The sequence below is a fragment of the Sporosarcina sp. ACRSM genome (assembly GCF_022346545.1).
Lineage (GTDB): Bacteria > Bacillota > Bacilli > Bacillales_A > Planococcaceae > Sporosarcina.
Genome location: NZ_JAKRNU010000005.1, coordinates 185,969 through 206,590 on the forward strand (window position 1 = coordinate 185,969; position 20,622 = coordinate 206,590).

The window sequence follows — 20,622 nt, forward strand, 5'->3', positions numbered from 1 at the left end:
AAGTAATCGAATGAAATTATTATGAATTAAAGATCCAAATGGTCTCCAATGAAAACGGAGCCATCTATGGTACAAGAAGGCATGTAACTGAAGCCCTTCATCCTTTTTTCGGAATAATAAAATAATAATTTGTTGACGAAAGATGTCGATCCATCTACTTCCCCATTCCCTTAACCGCAAAAGAAAAAACCCGTCTGCATGAATAACATGCAAACGGATCCAGTTATGAGTTATTTGACAACTATCTTCGTTCTACTATGGCCTTCTTTCGATTTCCTCACTTCAAGAATCGCGGGAAGTGCGGCTTTCAATTCCGGGACATGAGAAATGACACCGATCATCCGGCCTGATTTCTGCAGTTCTATCAATGTATCAATCGCTTTGTTCAACGATTCCTCATCCAATGACCCGAAACCTTCGTCGATGAACATCGTATCGATCGAGACGGCCCCTTGGAACCCTTGGATGACATCGGCCATACCGAGCGCTAGACAAAGAGATGCATTGAATTTCTCCCCACCCGACAATGTTTTCACATCACGGGTTTGGCCAGTATACGCATCATAGACATCCAACCCTAAACCACTCTGTTTCCCACGTACTTCCTGCCGGTCGCTGCGCATCAATACAAATTGACCGTTCGACATGTCTTTCAATCGTTCGTTTGCCGATTGGATAATCCGTTCCAAATATTCGATCTGGATATACCGTTCAAATGACAGTTTCAGCCCGTTCTGCCCTCTGACGACATCGTATAGGTCCGTTATTTTCCCATACGCTCGTTCCAGCTCGATCACTTTAGTAGAAGATTGGATAAGCTTCTCTTTCAGACCCAAAGCTGTTCTTTCATATTGAGAGGAAGCATTGTATGCTTTCAACGCCGCTTCATAGTCCAATTTCAGGTTGTTCATCTCCGCTTCCATGACTTTCAAATCGACAGGTTCTTTCCCTTTCAGCAACTCCTGTAATTCGGCGACCGTTTCGCGCAACGAATGGTACTGCTGTTTGAAGGCTATGATGCTTTCCTTCAATGAAAGACGATCCGCTTCTGTCATTTGCGCTTCACGATATGCGGCTTCTGTCGGGAAATCAGAGTTTCTTAAAGCTTCCTTGAACCTTGCTTCCGCCTGCTCCTTTTTCCCCGTTACGTCTTCTAGCATTTTTTCCGCATGCATTTTTGCGGATGTAACAGCTGCCAAACGTTCCGCCGCTTCCTCTCGGAGTTTTTGCACTCGTTTCCACTCACGTTCAAGCTGGTTCTTCCGACTTTCCATGTCAGCAATCCTCTCCTGCAGGACGGATAGTACACGGACATCCCCCGGAATCGTCTGTAACGTCGTTTCCAAAACAGCGGCCTTCGTTTGGTAGTCGGATTGCCGTTCAAGCAATGCCCGTTCCAAATCTGTTGTGGCTTGAACAGATTGGGCAGTTACCATTTCTTGCTTTTTCGCTTTCTCTTTTAATTCAGCAAGGATTTTTCGCTCTTCCCGTAGCCGAGCCATTTCAATTTCCAGTTTCCGCTTTTGATCATGCAGTTCATCATTTGGCGCTTCAATGTGTAAACGTTCCATTTCTTTCTTTTTTTCATTCAACAATTGTAAGCAGTTCTCAACATTGATTGTCGAGAGACGATACTGTTTTTCAACTTGCGCCAGTTGTTCTTTTTGTTTTTCCAGCTGTTCCTTTGATAAGGCTCCTTCGACTTTTTTATGCGATTTTACGGGATGATGCTCACTTCCACATACCGGGCACGCTTCTCCTTCACGAAGTGACTCCGCTAGCATTGCCGCTTGGTTGTCAAACCAGCGTTGCTCCGTTGTGTCATAATCCTCTTTATATTTTCGGTAAAGCATTTCCTTTTCATTTCGCTCTACTTCCAGTACAGCACTCCGCTTTTCCAAGCTGGTGAATTCATCAAGTACTCTGCATTTTTCTGTAAGTTCAGTCAACCGATCGAGAGCCTCGTCATATGAACCGAGTCTCGCTTCGATCTGCTCCATCTCCGTTATGAATGCTTTCGATTTGACGGTTTCGTCTTCTGCTTTTTTCTCTGCTACTAGAAGTTGTTGTTCCAATTGTTTTAACTCATGTTTCAACCTTTCAAGATCGGCTTCTTTCGCAGCCAAACCCGAAACAGCAGGCAGATGATCATAAAGGCGGATTAGGCTTTCCGTCACTTTCTCGCGCTCTCCTTGTTTCCCTTCCTCCACGAGGTAACGATGTTTTGCTGCCTCCATCTGTTCAGTCGCCATCTGGAGGGCAACCGTAGCATTTTTTAATTCACCGTCCTTTACAATCATCTCTTTCTGCAACGCAGTAAACTGTCTTTCGATTTCTCCGATGGTGACAGCCCGGTCCGCATCCGCCAATTGTTGTTCTTTTCTTTTGACCAGCGGCAATTTCGTCGATAATTCTTGTAGCGCACGTTCTTTTTCGTGTAATTCAGTTAACCTTTCATTGATCGTCCTGGCGTTATGATAACTTTCTTGCATGTTCATATGTTGTATATAGACATCATCCGTACTTTTTTTATCAGCCACTGTCTTCCTTTCATAAAAGGAATGTTCTTCCTCCAAACCGATGACAACTTGCTGTACATTATAATGTTCTTGGTCCAACACTTCGAAAATAGAAGACTCGCGTTCCGGAAGCAATGATGGAATTTGCCGGATATGCCCTTCGCTCAGTTGCATCTCTTTCGATAACTCCAATTGGGCTTCGTCTTTTTTCGCTTTCAGCCTATCCACAAGCTCACGGTAGGGCTCCGTTTTGAAAATTTTACGCATGATCGTTTCTTTGTTTTCGGTATCCGATGTGAGGAACTTCCGGAATTCCCCTTGCGGCAACATGACGATCTGGCTGAATTGCGCTTGCGTAAAACCGATGAGTTCTTCCACTTTCTTGTTAATTTCGGATACGATTTGCCGATCGACACAAGGCACTTCCCCTTCCGCTGTCAATTCATGGAACGTACAACGGGCGGCCGTTTCGGATTTATTGCCCTTTTTTATGTATGGGATTTGCCGCATGATGCGATAAGTCCGCTGGTGGATCATAAATGTCAATTCCACCGTCGTTTGAACGGCATCGTCCGCGAAATCACTGCGCATTGCCTTGATATCTGTCCGATCTTCACCGCTTGCTTGTCCATACAACGCAAAGCAGATTCCATCGAAAATGGTCGTTTTTCCAGCGCCTGTAGCTCCAGAAATCACAAATAAACGATTCTCTTTTAACTCCCTAAAATCGATCGTTTCCGTCCCTTTATACGGTCCGAATGCCGTCATTGTCAACTGGATCGGTCTCATAAGCCAACTCCTCCCTTCTGCATCACTTCGTGGAGCACGCCCGCGAATAGCGCTTCCGTCTCTTCATCAGCCGCCTCCCCTTTCACCTCTTCGTAAAACGCTTTGAAAAGAGCGATGTCATCTTGTTTTTCATGTCTGATTTGCCCTTCACTTTCCTGACGTCCTTTCGGCAGCGCCATCTTCCGCTCGACATGCATGGCATTCGGATAGACCGATCGGATTTTCTCCATTGGGAATAAAACTGGTGTCTCATCGAGCAATTTGACGAATACATAATCTTCACTGATCGGCTGTAACAGAATTTCTTCCATCGTTCCTTCGACAGTGCGCATATCATGCAGAGGCTTCAATGCCCGTTTTTCCACACTGACTTGCCCGTCAGTATCCAATTCCACGACCAAAAATCCTTTTTGATGATGTTCTTCCGAAATGGAATATTTCAACGGTGAGCCCGCAAAACGGATCGTTTCATTCAACACATAATGCGCTTGGTGCAAATGGCCAAGTGCTGTGTAATGAAACGGTTCAAACAAATGAGCCGAAACATATTCCGCCCCGCCAATCGCCAATGGCCGTTCCGAATCACTCGTATTGGCTTCACTTTCCCCGTGAGGCGTCACAAATGCATGGCCGACAAACACATGTCGTGCATGCTTCGCCATGTTTTGCTGGATGACCTCAACCACTTTTTTCATCGCGTCATTATGATTGGCAATTGTCTCGTCATCTTGGAGGTATTTGACAACGGAAGGGTCTGCAAATGGGACGAGATGAAAATGGACTTCGCCGTGATCATCCGCCAACACAACTGGTTCGATCACTTGCGTCATCTGCCCTGCAATATGATAGCCGTTCGCACGCATCAATCCGCTGCCGAAATGGAGCCGTCCGGGACTATCATGGTTGCCGCTGACAGCCAGGACAGGTGTCTCCAATTCAATCGTGATTTTCTCGAGCACGTCATCCAATAGCGCAACCGCTTCTGTCGGAGGAACTGCGCGGTCATACAAATCACCTGCAATGACGACTGCATCCGGCCTTTCCTCTTTGATTGCTTCGACGAATTGATCCAATACATGGCGCTGGTCATCGGTCATGTAAACCCCTTGTACCAGCTTGCCTAAATGCCAATCCGCTGTATGAAAAAACTTCAATGCCCTCTCCCCTTTGCACTTCTTTTCTCCATTTTACAGGACATCAAGCAAAAAAGGAAACATACATTCCTTTCTGAAATTTCAAAGTAAAGGTTGACCTTCCATTACAACTATGCCTATAATGGGGGCGAATCCAATTACATACGTTCCACCGCTAGGGGTGCTCGAACAGAGCTGAGAGAGGCGTTGCCTTAACCCTTATAACTTGAACTGGTTAATACCAGCGTAAGGAAGAGGTGCTGACAATAGATTCTGCCGGTCTGTCTTTCGGTATGAGCACGCTGTCTACAACCCACTCCTTCTTCAAGGAGTGGGTTTTTTGCTTTATCTTCATTCAGCAGAAGACTCCCACCTCAATAGGTGGCGAGATGAATGCGATTTTGTTTCCTGTTCAGCGGGTGTTCAAACGCCCGCTGAACGAAGAATGGATGGCAACCTAAGTTCGCCGCGTCCTGAAGGAAAGTGCCTTAATTTCTGCAAAGAACACAGAAATACGGCAAATCGAACCCTTCGCTGTTCGATTGGCAACGGTTGCATGACCTACATCCTGTAGGCCCGCGGATGTCACAGATTTTGAAAGGAGTTAATTCTCCAAAAGCGCAGGGCGCCTGCCTAGGGGCGACAGGCATAAGGCGAAGATGCGGCGTGGCGTCTTTTGCCACAGAGCAACTTTGACTTATGTCCCAAGCCGCTGGCGCCCGAAGACTAGACGTGAGCCTTGCTCAATTCAAAATCTGGACGCAATCACGCCGAGGCGTGATTGATTTCAAAAATAATGCGAAAGCGGATGGAATGGATTGGTTTCAATAATTAAAGGGAGTGTTGGAAAAATGAAATTCACTGATCGCTTGCTTGAAAAGACGTTACCAATCTGGAGACAGAATCATAGTCATCCATTTGTACAAGGAATTGGCGATGGGACGCTCGATCCGGATAAATTCCGATTTTACATGGTACAAGATTATCTTTACTTAATTGATTACTCAAAAGTATTTGCTATCGGAGCCGTCAAGGCGGACGATTTGGAAACAATGGGCAAGTTCGCTTCTCTTCTCGACGGCACATTGAATACAGAGATGGCCCTTCACCGAAGCTACGCGAAGCGATTCGGTATTTCAGAACAAGAACTTGAAACGGCAAAGCCATCTCCTATCGTTCTTGCTTACACTCATTACATGTTGCATGTCTGTCAAAATGGCACGACCGCTGAAGTCATTGCGGCACTGCTTCCTTGCGCATGGAGCTATTGGGAGATCGGCAAGGAACTTAATGCCATTCCGGGAGCTGCAGAGCATCCGTTATATGGGGATTGGGTGCGCATGTACTCTTCGGAAGAATTTGGGGAACTCGCCGGTTGGTGTATCGAACTGATGGACAAAGCGGCGGAAGGCAAACCGGAACATGAATTGCTAAAGCTAGAAGAGATTTTCCTCAATACGACCCGATTTGAATATATGTTCTGGGATATGGCGAACACCAAACAAATGTGGCCTGGGGCTGAAACCATCAATGTTAGCGTTTGACAATGTGACATTCGGTTATGGGGCGAATGACAACATCTTAGATCAACTATCTTTCACAGTCCGACCTGGCGAATTCATTTCGATTGTCGGGCGAAGCGGTTCGGGGAAAAGCACGATTTTCCGCCTCGTTACAGGATTGGACGAACCGTCGACAGGAACCATTGCATTGGATGGCCATCCGAACGGACAGCGCCTTGGCAAAGTCGGTTATATGCCACAACAAGATCTCCTGTTGCCTTGGCGTACTGTATTGGAAAACGCCTGCTTACCACTTGAAATTGCCGGAACGAAGAAAATGAGTGCCCATGAACAAGTCTTACCGTTATTGCAAGAGTTTGGCCTTGCTGGAACCGAAAACAACTATCCTGATGAACTATCCGGTGGGATGAAACAGCGTGTCGCTTTTTTACGCGCTGTTCTCTCCGGCAATCCGCTCCTCCTATTGGACGAACCTTTTTCTGCGCTTGATGCGATTACAAAGCTGGCGATGCAAGAATGGTTGATCGAACGGTGGGAAAAACGGACGGCTACCGTGCTCTTCATTACACATGATGTGGAAGAAGCGCTGTTTTTATCAGACCGGGTTTTTATGCTGCGGAGTAAACCCGTCACATCTTTTGAAGAAATCAAAGTTCCGCTTGGAAGACCCCGTTCAAGGAATGATTTACATCGCCCGGAAATTCTTCAATTGAAAGAACAATTGCTGCGTGCATTACGAGAAGAGGTGATGCTATGAGAAACGCTTCATCATTACTCATTGTCCTTGCATTCCTCAGCGTGTGGGAAATCGGCGCACGACTGGCTGATCAAGCATTTATCCTACCTTCACCAATTCAAATTGCTATCAAGCTTTGGGATTTGAAAGAAGTACTGATTATCAATCATTTGCCCGTCACATTACTGACCATCATCATCGGGCTCGCCATCTCAATTGTTTCAGGTACGGCAATCGCTGTTTGGATGTTTGCCAATCCGTCGGTACGAAAAGCACTCTATCCGATTCTGATCGCCTCGCAAATGATTCCTGTCATTGCATTGGCCCCGATTTTTGTCCTTTGGTTCGGTTACACAATTTGGAGTAAGGTGGCTGTCGCCGTACTAATCACTTTTTTCCCGATTACTGTCAATACATTTGACGGATTGGCTTCTGGCAAGAAAGAAACGGAAGAACTGTTATTAACGATGGGCGCAACGAAAAAAGATATCTTTTTGAAGTATTCAATGCCTACCACCCTCCCTCATTTCTTTTCCGGTTTGAAAGTGGCAGTGACCTTGAGCGTAATCGGCGCGGCCATCGGGGAATGGCTCGGTGCTCAGGCCGGGCTCGGATATTTTAGCCGACGTATGATGACGCAGTTCGATGGAGCAGCCGTATTTGCCCCTATTTTCGTTTTGACTGTTGTTGGGATTGTTTTGTTTGTTTGTGTCACTTCTATTGAAAAACGTCTTGTGAAATGGAGGAATATAAATTGAAGAAAATTTCATTATTATTAGCAAGTGCTGTACTTATTCTACTGCTCAGCGCTTGCAATCAAGATGAAACAGATACGGAAAAAGTAAGCATCATGCTCGATTGGTATCCGAATGCCGTACATAGCTTCTTGTATGTCGCACAGGAGAAAGGCTATTTTGAAGAAGAAGGGATCGAGCTGGATATCCAGTTCCCCGCAAATCCAACCGACCCGATCAATCTTGCCGCTGCTGGAAAAGTGACGATGGGCATCACCTATCAACCTGATGTCATCATTGCGAAATCCGAGCAGGATATCGGCGTGAAATCAGTCGGTGTTCTCGTTCGTTCTCCGTTAAACCATATCGCTTTCTTAAAAGAGAGCGGGATAGAAAGACCAAAAGATTTGGAAGGAAAAACGATTGGCTATTCTGGAATTCCATTGAATGAAGCAATGCTTGAAACAATAATGGTGGCAGACGACGCTGATTTCAATAAAGTAAAAATGGTCGATGTCGGATTTGAATTGAATTCTTCATTAATCACAAAGAAAGCGGATGCCGTCATCGGAGCATATATCAATCACGAAGTGCCACTGCTAGAATATGAAGGATTCCCGACAGGCTATATCGATCCGACAGACTACGGCGTGCCTTCGTTTTACGAACTCGTCGTTGTAACGAGCGATGACACATGGAAGGAAGAGCAGGAGAACATCGAAGCATTTTGGCGTGCCGCTGGAAAAGCATTTGCCGACATGGAAAAAGATCCTGACGAAGCACTATCCATCTTGCTGAAACACCAAGACGAAGCCAATTTTCCGCTGATCGAAGAAGTGGAAAAAGAATCGCTTTCCGTTCTCCTTCCGAAAATGACTTCACTAGGTAACTTTGGCGAACAGGACGAAGAGACGTGGAAATTGACTGCGGATTGGATGAAGGAAACGGGTTTATTGAAAAAAGAGGCGGATCTTGAGAGGATATTTGTCAATATGGATTAATAAAAAATTATTACCGGCTTGAATGGATCTATCACCAAACCGATCCATTTTCCTAAAGAGCAGCTCAGCCCCCTATCGTCAAGGGGACCGAGCTGCTTTTATCATTATAAATCAATAATCGTTTTCCTTTTTTTGAGTATTAATATGCTCATTCCCTGAGTAATAAACATGACAAAAATCAATAAAACCATATAATCCCTATAAATATCCATTGATATTTTATCAAAAAAACGATAATAAATTTCGATTAGTAACCATCCAATAGGAAAAACAATAGATGCATACTGATAAGATTTCAACAGTATTTTTTTCTCGCGTTCATCTTTAGATTTTTGAGACATCCCGAATTTCAAGGTTATTAAAAAAAATATTAAAAATATAGGAATTAAAAGCATAATAAAAGTAGATAATATAGTCACTATTTTCCTCCCATCTAGAATTCTTAAAGACTTGATGTTTTGAAAAACTTATAACTATTGTGCGAAAGAATTGTATATTCTTTCGCACAAAAACATCCTAATAAACCGCCTTTTAATAATCCCAATATTCAGTACACATCACAATGAATATAACGCAGATTTCCACAAAAGTAAAATTGTTTAACTTTAGTAACTTATTTAGTTAAACAATTATCACCTAAAAAACATGTAGGTATTAGTGTTATTCTGTGTTCAAAGGCAATTCCAATTTTAATTCCGCATAGTCAACCTTTTTTTGCTCATACTAACAACGGATTTTACAAAAGGGAGGACTGTGTAATGTCGGAAGAAAACAAAAATCACAATAAAGATAAGGGTAACCAGCGAAATGTCATGCCGAAATATGATACAGCACCGAAAAACGCAGAGGTCGAGTTTGCGGAAGAAAGCGAATTTCTCAATATTAATGGCAAAAGGAATAAAAGAAAGCGGTAAAAAATTATCGAGTTATACCAAAAGGGAAAGCTCAAAGCATACAGCCCTGAGCTTTCCCTTTTGGTATATAGTTATTCAGCCAACCCACTAACAATCATATCCGCATTCCATTTCAGCATTTTAATATACGTATCGCCATCTTCACCGGGCTTCCCTAAAGAATCCGTAAAGATTTTCCCTGCAATCGGTACCCCCGTCTCCCGCTCTACCATTTCCATACTTCTTGGGTCGACGCTCGTTTCAAGGAACAAGGCAGGCACTTGATCGTCGTTCACGATTTCGATGATGCTTTTCAGCTGTTCAGGTGTTCCTTCACTATGGGAATTGATTTCCCAAATGTAGGCCGCTTTAAAGTCATAGGCATCGGAGAAATATTTGAAGGCGCCCTCGCTTGTGACAAGAACTCGTTTTTCTTTCGGAATATGGTTCACCTGTTCTTTTATTTCTTCATGAAGCGCTTCAAGTTCTTCAATATATGCTCGTGCATTTTCTTCGTAAACCTTTGCGTTATCTGGGTCGACTTTCTTCAATGCATCGCGGACGTTTTCCGTATAGATAATTCCATTGCGTGCATCCAGCCATGCATGAGGATCTTCCTCTCCTTTATGCTCATCCGAGTTTAAATGCATCGCTTTGACACCTTCACTTATTTTGAAAACTTGCCCATCCTCTTCCGATTTCCCAGCCGTTTCGATCAACTTTTGGAACCAGCCATTCCCTTCTTCCAAGTTCAATCCGTTGTAAAAGACGACATCTGCATCTGTTGTCAACGCGACATCCTGTGGAAGCGGATCATACTGGTGAGGATCCGATCCGATCGGTGCCAAGCTGTGCACATCGACCAGATCTCCCCCGACATTTTTGACAATATCATAGATGATCGAATAAGTCGTCACAACTTCTAATTTATCGCCTTCCTCTTTCGAAGTAGCCTCCTCTTCGTTACATGCCGTCAAGAAGACGGCTACGACTAGCATCGCTAGCCCCATCAACCATTTTTTCATTTCCCAACATTCCTTTCTATTTTTCTGAGCTGTCAAGAAACAGCTGATTTCTGTTTGTTAGAACGAATTGTTCGCCACAAAATTCCTTGTTTTGGCGAGAAAATGAATGCCGCGATAAATAACACAGTCGCAACAAGTACAATCGTCGCGCCTGATGCAAGATTATACGTAAAACTTAAGTACAAACCGACGATGGCTGCAATTGCTCCGAAAAGAGCCGATAGAAAGATCATGACCGACAAGCGATCTGTCAATAAGTAAGCAGTGGATGCCGGCGTGATAAGCATTGCAACGACTAAAATGATCCCCACTGTCTGCAATGAAGCAACTGTAACAAGCGTCAACAGCGTCATCAGGAAATAATGGATCAATTTATTTGGCAGACCGTATGCTTGCGCCATAATCGGGTCAAACGAACTGACAAGCAACTCCTTATAGAATAAGAAGACACTGACTAATACGATGACGCCAATCACCAAAGTCATCCACATATCCGACGGTCGGACAGCCAACACATTTCCGAACAGAATATGATACAGATCGGAACTACTTTTCAAAAACGTAATGAGAATGATCCCTAAAGCGAACGCTGACGTAAACATGATCCCAATGGAGGAATCATTTTTCACACGACTATTCTGGCTAATAAACCCGATGCCAATGGCCGTTAAAATCCCAGTAACAACCGCGCCGATAAAGAAATTGATACCCAACATATAAGAAACTGCAACCCCAGGCAACACCGCGTGGGAAATTGCATCTCCCATTAACGCCATCCCTCTCAAGATGATAAAGCACCCGATCACTCCACTGATGATCCCGACCATGACAGAAGTCATAAGCGCTTTTTGCAGAAATTCGTAGTGTATGACTGATTCGATAAAATGCATCATTTTGCCATCACCTCATCCAAGAAGGACAATTGGCTGCCATATGCTTGTGCGATGGTACGAGGTGTATACACTTCTTTCACACTTCCTGCAGCAATCAACTCCTTGTTCAATAATAAAAGCTCATCAAAATACTTTTCCGCTTTGTTTAAATCATGGTGAACGACGAGGATCGTTTTCCCTTCATCCCGCAGTTCCTTTAAAATTTTCACGATCATTTCTTCACTTGTCACATCAATCCCGACGAACGGTTCATCCAATAAAAATAAATCCGCCCGTTGCGCAAGCGCCCTTGCCAAGAAAACCCGTTGTTGCTGACCACCTGACAATTCACCGATTTGACGATCTTGAAATTCGATCATATCCACTTTTTCCAAACATTTTAAAGCCCATTCTTTTTCTCTTTTCCCTGGTCTTTTCAATACACCGATTGTTGGATATGTACCGATTAGTACCGTATCTTTTACCGTAATCGGGAAATCCCAGTCGATCGTACTACGCTGCGGTACGTAAGCAATCCGTTTCCGCACTTCTTTCAGACTAGCGCCTAGAATCGAAATTTCTCCTTTATCTTTTGAAATCAAATTTAAAATTGACTTTAGTAAAGTGGATTTGCCTGCACCATTAGGTCCGATGATTCCTACAGATCTGCCCTCCGGAATCGTAAACCCAATATTATGCAACACTTCTTTTCCGTAATAAGAGACATGCAAATCCGAAACTGTTATCGCATTTTCCATCTAAAAAGCACCTCCGTAGTTCTATTTATATGCAATAGTTTCCTTAAGGCAACTTCTATCGTAAATTTTTTTGCCTTAAGGCAACTTTTTGAGTAAAAAAAAATAAACTCCACTTTGTTTCCCGAAGGAAACTTTACTTCTACATAATAAAATATACCCGCTGAAATGTAAAGCAAAACTTCTTAAATTTTTTATTAAACGAACATCAACTAAATCCTATATGCTGTAGAATGAGAGAATAAGAGCGGTAACTGATACTTTGGCAGATTAGCTTGAACGGGTTCGTTCCCGATTTGCTCAAAAAAGAAACTGCTCTTCACGCATAACTAAAAGGGGTGGGATGGATGACAAATGAAGTGTTATTTTCAATCAGCGACAATGGTGTGGCAACCATTTTGCTGAATCGGCCTAAAGCGCTCAATTCATTGTCTTTGGAAATGGTGCAAGCCATCGGGACAACTTTGGCGGATTGGGCAGAAAACGATCAAATCAAAGCGGTCATCATGAAAGGTGCAGGTGAAAAAGGGCTTTGTGCAGGCGGGGATATCAAAACATTATATGCAGCGAAAGCTAGTGCCGACGCTCTTAAAAAAGCCAATGATTTTTTCACAACGGAATACCGGACTGATTTAGCAGTGGCTCAATTTCCTAAACCAATCATCGCTTGTTTGGATGGCATCGTCATGGGTGGCGGCGTCGGTTTAACGTATGGCGCTTCCACGAAAATTGTCACGGAACGGACAGTTTGGGCCATGCCTGAAATGACGATCGGCTTTTTCCCTGATGTAGGGGCAGCCAATTTCCTCAATAAGGCGCCAGGTTTCGTCGGCCGCTATCTCGCACTGACTGCTACGCAATGGAAAGCAGCAGACGTTCTTTATATCAATGCTGCCGATCATTTTATGTTGCATGACAACCTTCAACTTTTCCTTCAGGAATTGGAGAAAATCGAGTGGCAAGATTCAACACTCGATACATTGCTGGCAAAATATACAGCGAACCAACCTGAAAAAGGCAAGCTTGCCTCCTTACAACAAGAGATCGATACCCATTTCTCCAAAGTAACGGTCGAAGCAATCATTGATTCTCTTGAGAAAAGCGGCACCCCATTCGCAAAAGAAACACGCGAAACAATGCTCTCGAAATCGCCTGTCTCTTTAAAGGTGACACTGAAACAAATGGTGGATGGACAGTCCAAAACATTGGAAGAATGTCTTGCCACTGACCTGATTCTTGCTCAGAACTTTATGAAGCATGAAGACTTTTTCGAAGGTGTCCGTTCCGTCCTGATCGATAAAGATCAAACACCACAGTATAAATATCCAACGCTTTCATCCGTATCAGAGGAAATGGTCAATCGTTTTTTTATAGCGGAGTCAACAATCGCCAATAAATAAAGAAAAAAGCCGAAGCCTCTTTGAAGGAGTTCGGCTTTTCCATTTTTCATTGAGCCCCTTCCGTTGTCAAAGAGGTAGCTTGTTCTTTCGCTTTTTTATAAAGCGCCGACATATCTTCCTCCGCAAATCCGGATTGCTCCGCATCTTTGTAAACAGCTAACAGTGCTTGGCTGATCGGTAAATGTAAATTCTTTTCTTGTGCCAAATCCATCGCAAATCCCATATCTTTTCGCAATAGTTTCAGGGCAAAGCCAGGGGCATAATCCTCAGTTGCGATAAAAGATTTATAGTTTCGTTCATAGATGCGACTTTGCCCATAACTGACATTCAACATGTCGAAAAGCTTATCCAAATCCATACCGCTTTCTTTGGCCAACACTAACGCTTCAGCCACCCCAGCTGTGTAGAAGCCGATGAGAAGATTATTAATCAATTTTGTAACGGTCCCACTATCGATCTGTTCATTGACATGAAATAGATTTTCGCCTAGTAATGACAGTACAGCTAACGAACGCTCATAATAAGCGGTAGAACCCCCGACCATAAACGTCAGCGTCCGATTTTCCGCTCCGATGACCCCGCCGCTGACAGGAGCAGCTAAATAGGCAATCCCCTTCGCATCCGCTTCCGTATGAATGCGTCGATTTACTTCCGGAGCGACCGTACTCGTATCAATTAATAGAATCTTGTCATCGCTATGATAGATGAGCCCCTCTTCCCCTAAAAAAATGGATTCCACGGCAGCCGAGGAAGGTAAGCTTGTTAAAATGATCGCGCAATTTTCCGTCATTTCTTGTATCGATTGCCCAATGCTGCCGCCCGCTTCCTGAAATTTTTTTACTGCCGCTTCATTTTTGTCCATCCCGTAAACGGTACATCCTGATTCCAGCAGATTTTTCGCCATGGGCATCCCCATATTTCCTAAACCGATCAAACCAATTTCCATCGTTCTCCTCCTCCAATTAGACGGTATAGCGACCGCTTTTGATCATTGCTTGGACAATTTCCCTTTTCTTTTCAAACAAATTGCTATAGAGCGGAACTGGAATGGCTTCAATTTCTGAAACGATTTTCCGTCGACTATTTTCATCGGTATACGCACTTGACACAAAGGTTATCGCATCCGCTTCTATACTGCGATATCCTTCTTCACAGAGGATTTCAGTGAGGAGACGTTTTAATTTTTCTGAGGCCTCCCCTTGTTTGTTGATCGCCTTTTCTGTCCGTTTGAAAACAGACTCGAGGACGAACAGTCTTTTATTCATATTGGCCAATAGCCGTAAATATTCTTGTTGTTCTCCAATCGATTCTTTCAACTGAAGTGTGAGCGCTTTCAAAACGACAGCGATCTGTTGTTGTGCCGCTACAATATAGTTATAGGATCTTTCCAAACAAGTTGGATAATCTGCATCTTCAATCCGGGAAACGCCTTGCCCCTTTTTGAGTACCCCTTTGGCAATGGCGAGACGATTGATTTCATTCGTCCCTTCGAAGATCCGATTGATTCTCGCATCGCGGTATAAGTTTTCCACTTCATATTCCTGCATATAGCCGTAGCCACCGTGAATTTGTACAGCTTCATCGACGATATAGTCAAGCGCTTCAGAACAATTCACTTTGTTGATTGCACAGTCCGTCATGAAATCTGCCACGATCCGCACAAATTCTTCAGTGGATGCCAGATGTTGAACGGCATCATCCAATTCACCGGCAGTCCGGTATGCGGCACTTTCCGCACCAAATAGTTGCACGGCCATATTCGCAATCTTTTCCTGAATCATCGTGAAATCAATCAAAGATTTTTGGAACTGTTTCCGCTCTTTTGCATAAGCGAGCGCCAGTTGTAGGGCATGCTTTCCTGTTCCAATATTGGCAAAAGCCAATTTCAAACGGGCCATATTCAAGATATTTAAAGCGACTTGATGTCCTTTTCCAATGTCCCCTAAAACATTTCCGGTGGGAATCTTCACATCTTCCAATATAAGTGTCGCAGTTGAAGAGTCTTTGATCCCCATCTTTTTTTCCTCCGGCCCTACAGAGACCCCTTCAAAATTTCGATCTACGATAAATGCAGTCATCCCTCTGGCCGTTTTCCCAAATACAACATAGCAATTGGCAAGTTGCGCATTGGTAATCCATTGTTTCTCACCATTTAAAGTCCAATAGGTTCCGTCTTCACTCAACACGGCAGTAGTCTGCGCATTTAATGCATCCGATCCCGCATTCGGTTCCGTCAGTGCATAGGCGCCGATCCATTCTCCGCTGAGAAGTTTTGGTAAATATTTTTCCTTTTGCGCTTTCGTCCCGAAGTAAACATAGGGCAAGGTACCAACTCCAGCATGAATATTGAACGATACGCTAAATGAACCGGCAGCTCCCATTTTCTCCGCAACGAGCCCCGCCACTGTTTTCCCCAGTTGCAAGCCGCCAAAATCTTCCGGTACTTCGATCCCAAGAAGGCCAATCTCCCCCGCTTTTTCAAAGAGCATACGTACAGCTTGCTGTTCGATTGGCGCAACCTTTTCCATCAAAGGCCTTACATCCAACTTGAGAAATTGCTCGGTCGTTTTCGCAATCATTTCTTCTTCGTCCGCAAAGTCTTCCGGTGTGAAAAAAGTTAAATCTTCCACGTCATCAGTCAAATCGGAATTTGATTCTGCATATTGCATTTGATCCATTCCTCTTCACTCCATTCACTTCATGATGAAGGATTCCAAAAACAATTTATCTACTTTTAACTTCGCCATTTCCAAGAAAAATCCTGCTCGATGAACTTCCCATGCTGCTCCATGCTTCCGTTACGAAAATAAAAAATGATGCCTCGCTCCCGAGAATACTGTCTACGCATTCTTCAAAAACAAGCCATCATAATAATTGTTTTCAAATTATAAATCACTCAACGCAATAATTTCACCGGTCACCGCATCCACCGCTTCCGCCGCATCCAACAAACCGCAAAGAATATATTTTCCGGTGAACTCGTCATAGAGATAAGTCGGGTCAAGCGTAATGTAAGATATCATTTTTTCAAATGCCTCTTCATGTGTAACCTTCTCTTGTTCCGCTGGCGCGAACGATTCAAAAATCTCGAACATGGCACCGTTATCCATAAAATTCATCACGGACAGCTGTTCAGGATCAATGAATACAACCAATTTCCGCTGAAAAACGGAAGGATTTTCCTCATTCATTTTGCAATGCGCTTCGATAAACTGCTCTTGTCGCTGGAACTTGTATAGCGTCCACTTTCCGGAATCATCCGGATACTCGGCGCGTAAGAGATCACGCACAACTTTTTTTCCTTGTTCAACTTGCTCTTCTGTCAGCCGCAACTTTTCAAGACCGATATTTCCAAATGCATCTTCCACACCCGCCTTGGAAGTGAATTCGATCGGCTGACGTTCGATATCCATTTCAAGTGTCGTATCCCATTCCATCACTTCATCCGCTTTCACTTCTGAACGCTCATGTTCAAAAAACGGGATAATCCTTTTTCCATCGACCGTCACAAACACCTCTTCCATTGCATACGCCGGAACGAACCGTTTTTCTGCTTCGGATGGAAATTTGACAAGTTGCAGCTGTCGTTTAACAATCGGTTCGATTTCTTCAAGCGTCAATGTAAAAGCTGATTGCTCAATTTCTTCCGGACGAGGTGGTGAGCCATAGGTGGAAAAAGCAGTGAGCTTTCCTTCCTCATCAAACTGGACGGTCATGCTAAAACCGGGTGAAAGTCTAATTCCGTCCACATCAAATTGGAATTGAAATTCGTTTCCGTTCACTTGTGCCAGCTTAAAGTCTTGCAAATACGTCCATCCCGTGTGCTGTTCGACCCAAGCCGCCACTTCTTCAGGCGTCTTCCCTTTAAATGGCGTTCTTGTGGAAAATGATTTCCCTTCAACAAATAGAACACTTTCAAAACGTTTTTCCTGGATATTGTAATCAATGCTAGCTGTGCCCTCGGGGTTCAAATCTTCTTCGACCGGCTCACCTGATTCTTGTGGAAACCATTCCATATTGAATTGATAGTAAGCCTCACCTTTTGAATCCCTTTGTTTATAGAGCCCGTACCTTTCTAAGCGATACGCATCCAGCCCAAATTCCACTTGTGCTTCATCCACTATTTTTTGCAATCGTTCATCCATATTCCCACTCTTTTCCTAGATTGATTCAAAAAGAAAAGCTGAATGCACCTGGCAATCAGCTTATTCAAAAAACACTTTATCGACGTTATATTTCGCACGAAGTGTGTTAATGATATACGTTTCGTAAATCTCACGTTCCATCGGGTCTTCCACGATGATGATGGAAATTTTGTTCACTTCAGCACGGTGATTTTTAATCGGAGAAACATTATCTTCAAAATGTTTTTTCACACGTTGACGCAGTTTGCGGGCCTTCCCGGCAAACAACAACTCATCCTCTTTGTTGTAAAACAAAATGATGCCGCCTTTATCACGCGGGATCTCATGTAAATCAATAAAGCCATTAACCGGTTTGATCGGCGCCGCATCCGCACTCATTTCCTGCTTGCGCTGCACAATCGTTACATCCGGATTCGGTATCGTAATCGTAATCAATTCAACTTCACGTCCTCTTTTTTTCTGAATTTCAATCGTAGCATAAAACGGCTGGAAAAGCGAAGATTGCTGTTAAATTTGGTTGCATTCGTGAATCGTTTGGTTGCACTCGCTTTCGAGTTGCTTGCATTTCAGCAGTTCCCCTCATTTAGAGTTTTCATAGCAATAAAAAAAGCTACCAACTGACGAGTTCCTTCGTCGCAATGGTAGCGATTATCATATATTCTTACCTTGTCCGTTGCAGTTCCAGCACCTCGGCACGTGTCGTGATCAGGTCCGCATTGAGAACGGTGAACTTATTATCGACCGCTCTTGTCAACTTATAGGTGAAATCGATTTTCTTGTTCATCTTCTGCATTTCTTCTTTGATTTCAAAGATTTCCTCTTTTATCTCAGAAATATTTCCTTTGATACTTGAAATTTCTTCTTTCATCCCTACGATGTCTGTCTTCACTTCCATCATATCAGCGGAAAGAGTTTTAATATAGCCCGATAGTTCACTGATCGCAGTCAAAATCGTTTCGTTAGTCACTTGTGCCACTGTGCGACCACCCTTCTCCATATTCCGTTCGAATTCTCCATGTCTACTAATTATCGGACATTTTTCGCGATAATACAAGAGGGAGCCTCTTGTTTGTTCCGATTTTTCATCTGGCAGGGACTGTATATGAGTTGACTTTCTATTCTTCATTGTGTACATTAGACTGTAATATCGAAATGCTTTGAAGAGAAGAAGTAAAGTGAACGGATTTCCTAACAGAAAGCTTCGGCAGCTGAAAAGAAGCAGGTTGTCTCCACTTGAAAATGGCCTCTGAGCTCTGCTTTGAACGTGCATCTTGTGCATCAGTAGATGGCAGCGGGAGTTGGTACCCGTTATCCGAACTACGGTCTAGAATTCATATCGACTGAATTCTGTACTTGCTGAGGTTGTCTACGTGAATAGGCGACGAAAAAAGGTGGTAACACGAGAATTCATCTCGTCCTTTTCAATCGATTGATGATTGAATGGGGCGGGATTTTTTTATCTTCATTCAGCAGAACACTCCCACCTCTGTAGCTGGTGAGATGAATGCGGTTTTGTTTTTCCTGTTCAGCAGGTGTTCAAACGCCCGCTGAACGAAGATAAAGCCTCCGGCGGATGTCACAGATTTTGAAAGGAGTATAAGGAAGGCAACCTAAGATCGCCGCGTCCTGCGGCAACGGTTGCATGACCAACATCCTGTTGGCCTCAAGCTCGATTCAAAATCTGGACGCAATCACGCCAAGGCGCGATTGTTTTGAATTTCATACACTAAAACAATGAGGAGTGGATTGGTTATGACAACAGGATTATTGGTTTTTCAATCGGATTTTGGAAAAAGTGACGGTGCAGTCAGCGCTATGCATGGCGTGGCAAATTCAGTTCAACTTGGTATACCGATTTTCGAAATCACCCATCAAATTCCTCAATATAATATTTGGGAAGCATCGTACCGCTTATTGCAATCGATCGGCTATTGGCCGGCCGGCACGGTTTTCGTCTCGATTGTCGACCCGGGTGTCGGCTCCGATCGCCGGGCCGTCGTCGCCAAAACAGTGAATGGTCACTATATCATCACGCCAGATAACGGAACTTTGACGCATGTGAAGCAATTTATCGGCATTTCCGAAGTGCGGGAAATTGATGAATCCGTTAACCGGCTACCGCAATCAGGGGAATCCCATACATTCCATGGACGCGATATTTTCGCCTATACAGGAGCCCGTCTTGCTGCAGGTGTCATTGAATATGAAGGAGTCGGACCAGCAATCGACCCGGCTGTCCTAGTTTCCTTACCTCTTAAAATGTCGAAAATAGTGGATGAAGTGATCACAGGCATTGTTGATATTATCGACCGCCCATTCGGTAACCTTTGGACGAATATTAGCCGTACCCAATTCAAGGAAATCGCTGAACAACACGGCGATTCTTTCGAAGTCACCATTACAACGGATGGCCGTACAATTTACAACAACATTATGACCTATGGCAGGTCGTTTGCGGATTTGCATATCGGCGAGCCGCTCGTCTATGTCAATTCACTCGATAACATCGGCATCGCCATTAATCAAGGCTCTTTCGCAGATGCTTATCGGGTTGGCACAGGTACCAATTGGGAAATCGTCATCCGCAAAGCACCACGCATTGTTTATGAATGAAAAAAGAGCAGACAAGGAGAGTGTTCCTTGTTTGCTCTTTTATAATAGTTGCTTATCGATTTCCTCGTAATTCTCATCTCCGCCAAAATACTTATACAACTTCTTCTTCGCTTTCTGTTTAATATCCTCATCTATGTGCTGGACAATTTTAACCACTGCAGCTGCAATGACACTCGCATCATCTACAAGACCGACTACCGGGATGAAATCGGGAATAAGATCGGCAGGGAAAATGAGATAACTCAATGCTCCGATGACAATCATTTTTGATGATTTCGGCACTGTCGAACTTTTCGCCGTGTAATAAAGTAGCAAGCTATAATAGAGGGTCTGCTTCCCCGCCTGTTTCCCATACTTTTTCACCTTGTCCCAAAATTTCCGGTCTGAATAGTGGTTTTCTGTTCCTTGCATGCTCGATTCTAGATCCAGTTTACTCAATTCTTTTTCATAGTCTTTCCGTTCGTTCGTCATGTAAAATGCCTCC

Annotated in this window: 19 protein-coding genes, 1 riboswitch and 1 other annotated feature; of the genes, 7 read left to right on the forward strand and 12 right to left on the reverse strand. The window is 43.8% G+C overall.

The genetic code is table 11. The annotated features are described in order from the left end of the window. Positions 1 to 230: 230 nt before the first annotated feature. Both MHZ95_RS09840 and MHZ95_RS09845 read right to left on the reverse strand, forming a co-directional pair. Positions 231 to 3,308, reverse strand: a complete 3,078-nt coding sequence (locus tag MHZ95_RS09840) for an SbcC/MukB-like Walker B domain-containing protein (protein ID WP_239390448.1) — start codon at positions 3,306 to 3,308, stop codon at positions 231 to 233. Continuing rightward, entirely contained in the window at positions 3,305 to 4,462 is a 1,158-nt protein-coding gene (locus MHZ95_RS09845) for an exonuclease SbcCD subunit D (protein ID WP_239390449.1), read from the reverse strand. The genes MHZ95_RS09840 and MHZ95_RS09845 overlap by 4 nt, the downstream gene beginning before the upstream one ends. A gap of 146 nt (positions 4,463 to 4,608) precedes the next feature. Then, positions 4,609 to 4,711: riboswitch (TPP riboswitch) on the forward strand. A 581-nt stretch (positions 4,712 to 5,292) separates the two neighbouring features. Here MHZ95_RS09845 and tenA point away from each other — a divergent pair. The 4 genes from tenA to MHZ95_RS09865 are packed head-to-tail and all read left to right on the forward strand — an operon-like array spanning position 5,293 to position 8,435. Next, on the forward strand, positions 5,293 to 5,985 hold the full coding sequence (tenA, locus tag MHZ95_RS09850) for a thiaminase II (protein WP_239390450.1): 693 nt from the start codon (positions 5,293 to 5,295) through the stop codon (positions 5,983 to 5,985). Continuing rightward, positions 5,972 to 6,721, forward strand: a complete 750-nt coding sequence (locus tag MHZ95_RS09855) for an ABC transporter ATP-binding protein (RefSeq protein WP_239390451.1) — start codon at positions 5,972 to 5,974, stop codon at positions 6,719 to 6,721. The genes tenA and MHZ95_RS09855 overlap by 14 nt, the downstream gene beginning before the upstream one ends. Next, a complete protein-coding gene (locus MHZ95_RS09860; protein ID WP_239390452.1) occupies positions 6,718 to 7,458 on the forward strand; it encodes an ABC transporter permease in 741 nt (246 codons plus the stop codon). The genes MHZ95_RS09855 and MHZ95_RS09860 overlap by 4 nt, the downstream gene beginning before the upstream one ends. After that, positions 7,455 to 8,435, forward strand: a complete 981-nt coding sequence (locus MHZ95_RS09865; protein ID WP_239390453.1) for an ABC transporter substrate-binding protein — start codon at positions 7,455 to 7,457, stop codon at positions 8,433 to 8,435. Before MHZ95_RS09860 ends, MHZ95_RS09865 begins: the two co-directional genes overlap by 4 nt. Before the next feature lie 104 nt (positions 8,436 to 8,539). Here the strand turns inward: MHZ95_RS09865 and MHZ95_RS09870 are convergent, their stop codons facing one another. Continuing rightward, the gene (locus tag MHZ95_RS09870) at positions 8,540 to 8,854 is read right to left on the reverse strand and encodes a F0F1 ATP synthase subunit B family protein (RefSeq protein ID WP_239390454.1); all 315 of its coding nucleotides are present in this window, start codon (positions 8,852 to 8,854) and stop codon (positions 8,540 to 8,542) included. Between the two features lie 339 nt (positions 8,855 to 9,193). Here MHZ95_RS09870 and MHZ95_RS09875 point away from each other — a divergent pair, with 339 nt between their 5' ends. Beyond that, a complete protein-coding gene (locus tag MHZ95_RS09875) occupies positions 9,194 to 9,349 on the forward strand; it encodes a hypothetical protein (RefSeq protein ID WP_239390455.1) in 156 nt (51 codons plus the stop codon). Positions 9,350 to 9,420: 71 nt separating this feature from the next. On the opposite strand, the gene MHZ95_RS09880 is transcribed toward MHZ95_RS09875, so the two are convergent. The 3 genes from MHZ95_RS09880 to MHZ95_RS09890 are packed head-to-tail and all read right to left on the reverse strand — an operon-like array spanning position 9,421 to position 11,983. Then, on the reverse strand, positions 9,421 to 10,353 hold the full coding sequence (locus MHZ95_RS09880; RefSeq protein WP_239390456.1) for a metal ABC transporter substrate-binding protein: 933 nt from the start codon (positions 10,351 to 10,353) through the stop codon (positions 9,421 to 9,423). A 32-nt stretch (positions 10,354 to 10,385) separates the two neighbouring features. Continuing rightward, complete coding sequence (locus MHZ95_RS09885; protein WP_239390585.1) at positions 10,386 to 11,243, reverse strand: metal ABC transporter permease; 858 nt, start codon at positions 11,241 to 11,243, stop codon at positions 10,386 to 10,388. Then, positions 11,243 to 11,983, reverse strand: a complete 741-nt coding sequence (locus tag MHZ95_RS09890; protein WP_239390457.1) for a metal ABC transporter ATP-binding protein — start codon at positions 11,981 to 11,983, stop codon at positions 11,243 to 11,245. The genes MHZ95_RS09885 and MHZ95_RS09890 overlap by 1 nt, the downstream gene beginning before the upstream one ends. 344 nt (positions 11,984 to 12,327) lie before the next feature. Between MHZ95_RS09890 and MHZ95_RS09895 the strand changes: the two genes are divergently transcribed. Continuing rightward, on the forward strand, positions 12,328 to 13,380 hold the full coding sequence (locus MHZ95_RS09895) for an enoyl-CoA hydratase/isomerase family protein (RefSeq protein ID WP_239390458.1): 1,053 nt from the start codon (positions 12,328 to 12,330) through the stop codon (positions 13,378 to 13,380). A 46-nt stretch (positions 13,381 to 13,426) separates the two neighbouring features. Here MHZ95_RS09895 and MHZ95_RS09900 read toward each other — a convergent pair whose 3' ends face one another. From MHZ95_RS09900 to MHZ95_RS09920, 5 genes are all read right to left on the reverse strand, one after another. Further along, positions 13,427 to 14,326: an NAD(P)-dependent oxidoreductase gene (locus MHZ95_RS09900; RefSeq protein ID WP_239390459.1), complete on the reverse strand. Its 900-nt coding sequence runs from the start codon at positions 14,324 to 14,326 to the stop codon at positions 13,427 to 13,429. A gap of 16 nt (positions 14,327 to 14,342) precedes the next feature. Continuing rightward, on the reverse strand, positions 14,343 to 16,049 hold the full coding sequence (locus tag MHZ95_RS09905) for an acyl-CoA dehydrogenase family protein (RefSeq protein WP_239390586.1): 1,707 nt from the start codon (positions 16,047 to 16,049) through the stop codon (positions 14,343 to 14,345). Between the two features lie 216 nt (positions 16,050 to 16,265). Beyond that, positions 16,266 to 17,525, reverse strand: coding sequence for a hypothetical protein (locus tag MHZ95_RS09910; protein ID WP_239390460.1), 1,260 nt, complete (start codon positions 17,523 to 17,525; stop codon positions 16,266 to 16,268). Between the two features lie 60 nt (positions 17,526 to 17,585). Then, positions 17,586 to 17,960 carry a nucleotide excision repair endonuclease gene (locus MHZ95_RS09915; protein ID WP_239390461.1) on the reverse strand — a complete coding sequence of 125 codons (375 nt, stop codon included), beginning with the start codon at positions 17,958 to 17,960 and terminating at the stop codon, positions 17,586 to 17,588. A gap of 226 nt (positions 17,961 to 18,186) precedes the next feature. Continuing rightward, positions 18,187 to 18,579, reverse strand: coding sequence for a hypothetical protein (locus MHZ95_RS09920; protein ID WP_239390462.1), 393 nt, complete (start codon positions 18,577 to 18,579; stop codon positions 18,187 to 18,189). A gap of 94 nt (positions 18,580 to 18,673) precedes the next feature. After that, positions 18,674 to 18,948, forward strand: a binding site (T-box leader). 329 nt (positions 18,949 to 19,277) lie between these two features. Here MHZ95_RS09920 and MHZ95_RS09925 point away from each other — a divergent pair. Beyond that, the gene (locus MHZ95_RS09925) at positions 19,278 to 20,138 is read left to right on the forward strand and encodes an SAM hydrolase/SAM-dependent halogenase family protein (RefSeq protein WP_239390463.1); all 861 of its coding nucleotides are present in this window, start codon (positions 19,278 to 19,280) and stop codon (positions 20,136 to 20,138) included. 39 nt (positions 20,139 to 20,177) lie between these two features. Here the strand turns inward: MHZ95_RS09925 and MHZ95_RS09930 are convergent, their stop codons facing one another. Beyond that, entirely contained in the window at positions 20,178 to 20,609 is a 432-nt protein-coding gene (locus tag MHZ95_RS09930) for a YkvA family protein (protein ID WP_239390464.1), read from the reverse strand. Positions 20,610 to 20,622 lie beyond the last annotated feature (13 nt).

Bases quoted from the DNA above. Each gene is read 5' to 3' on its own strand.
- MHZ95_RS09840 (WP_239390448.1), bottom strand. From the start codon at position 3,308: ATGAGACCGATCCAGTTGACAATGACGGCATTCGGACCGTATAAAGGG.
- tenA (WP_239390450.1), top strand. From the start codon at position 5,293: ATGAAATTCACTGATCGCTTGCTTGAAAAGACGTTACCAATCTGGAGA.
- MHZ95_RS09855 (WP_239390451.1), top strand. From the start codon at position 5,972: ATGTTAGCGTTTGACAATGTGACATTCGGTTATGGGGCGAATGACAAC.
- MHZ95_RS09860 (WP_239390452.1), top strand. From the start codon at position 6,718: ATGAGAAACGCTTCATCATTACTCATTGTCCTTGCATTCCTCAGCGTG.
- MHZ95_RS09875 (WP_239390455.1), top strand. From the start codon at position 9,194: ATGTCGGAAGAAAACAAAAATCACAATAAAGATAAGGGTAACCAGCGA.
- MHZ95_RS09880 (WP_239390456.1), bottom strand. From the start codon at position 10,353: ATGAAAAAATGGTTGATGGGGCTAGCGATGCTAGTCGTAGCCGTCTTC.
- MHZ95_RS09885 (WP_239390585.1), bottom strand. From the start codon at position 11,243: ATGCATTTTATCGAATCAGTCATACACTACGAATTTCTGCAAAAAGCG.
- MHZ95_RS09890 (WP_239390457.1), bottom strand. From the start codon at position 11,983: ATGGAAAATGCGATAACAGTTTCGGATTTGCATGTCTCTTATTACGGA.
- MHZ95_RS09895 (WP_239390458.1), top strand. From the start codon at position 12,328: ATGACAAATGAAGTGTTATTTTCAATCAGCGACAATGGTGTGGCAACC.
- MHZ95_RS09900 (WP_239390459.1), bottom strand. From the start codon at position 14,326: ATGGAAATTGGTTTGATCGGTTTAGGAAATATGGGGATGCCCATGGCG.
- MHZ95_RS09905 (WP_239390586.1), bottom strand. From the start codon at position 16,049: ATGCAATATGCAGAATCAAATTCCGATTTGACTGATGACGTGGAAGAT.
- MHZ95_RS09910 (WP_239390460.1), bottom strand. From the start codon at position 17,525: ATGGATGAACGATTGCAAAAAATAGTGGATGAAGCACAAGTGGAATTT.
- MHZ95_RS09925 (WP_239390463.1), top strand. From the start codon at position 19,278: ATGACAACAGGATTATTGGTTTTTCAATCGGATTTTGGAAAAAGTGAC.
- MHZ95_RS09930 (WP_239390464.1), bottom strand. From the start codon at position 20,609: ATGACGAACGAACGGAAAGACTATGAAAAAGAATTGAGTAAACTGGAT.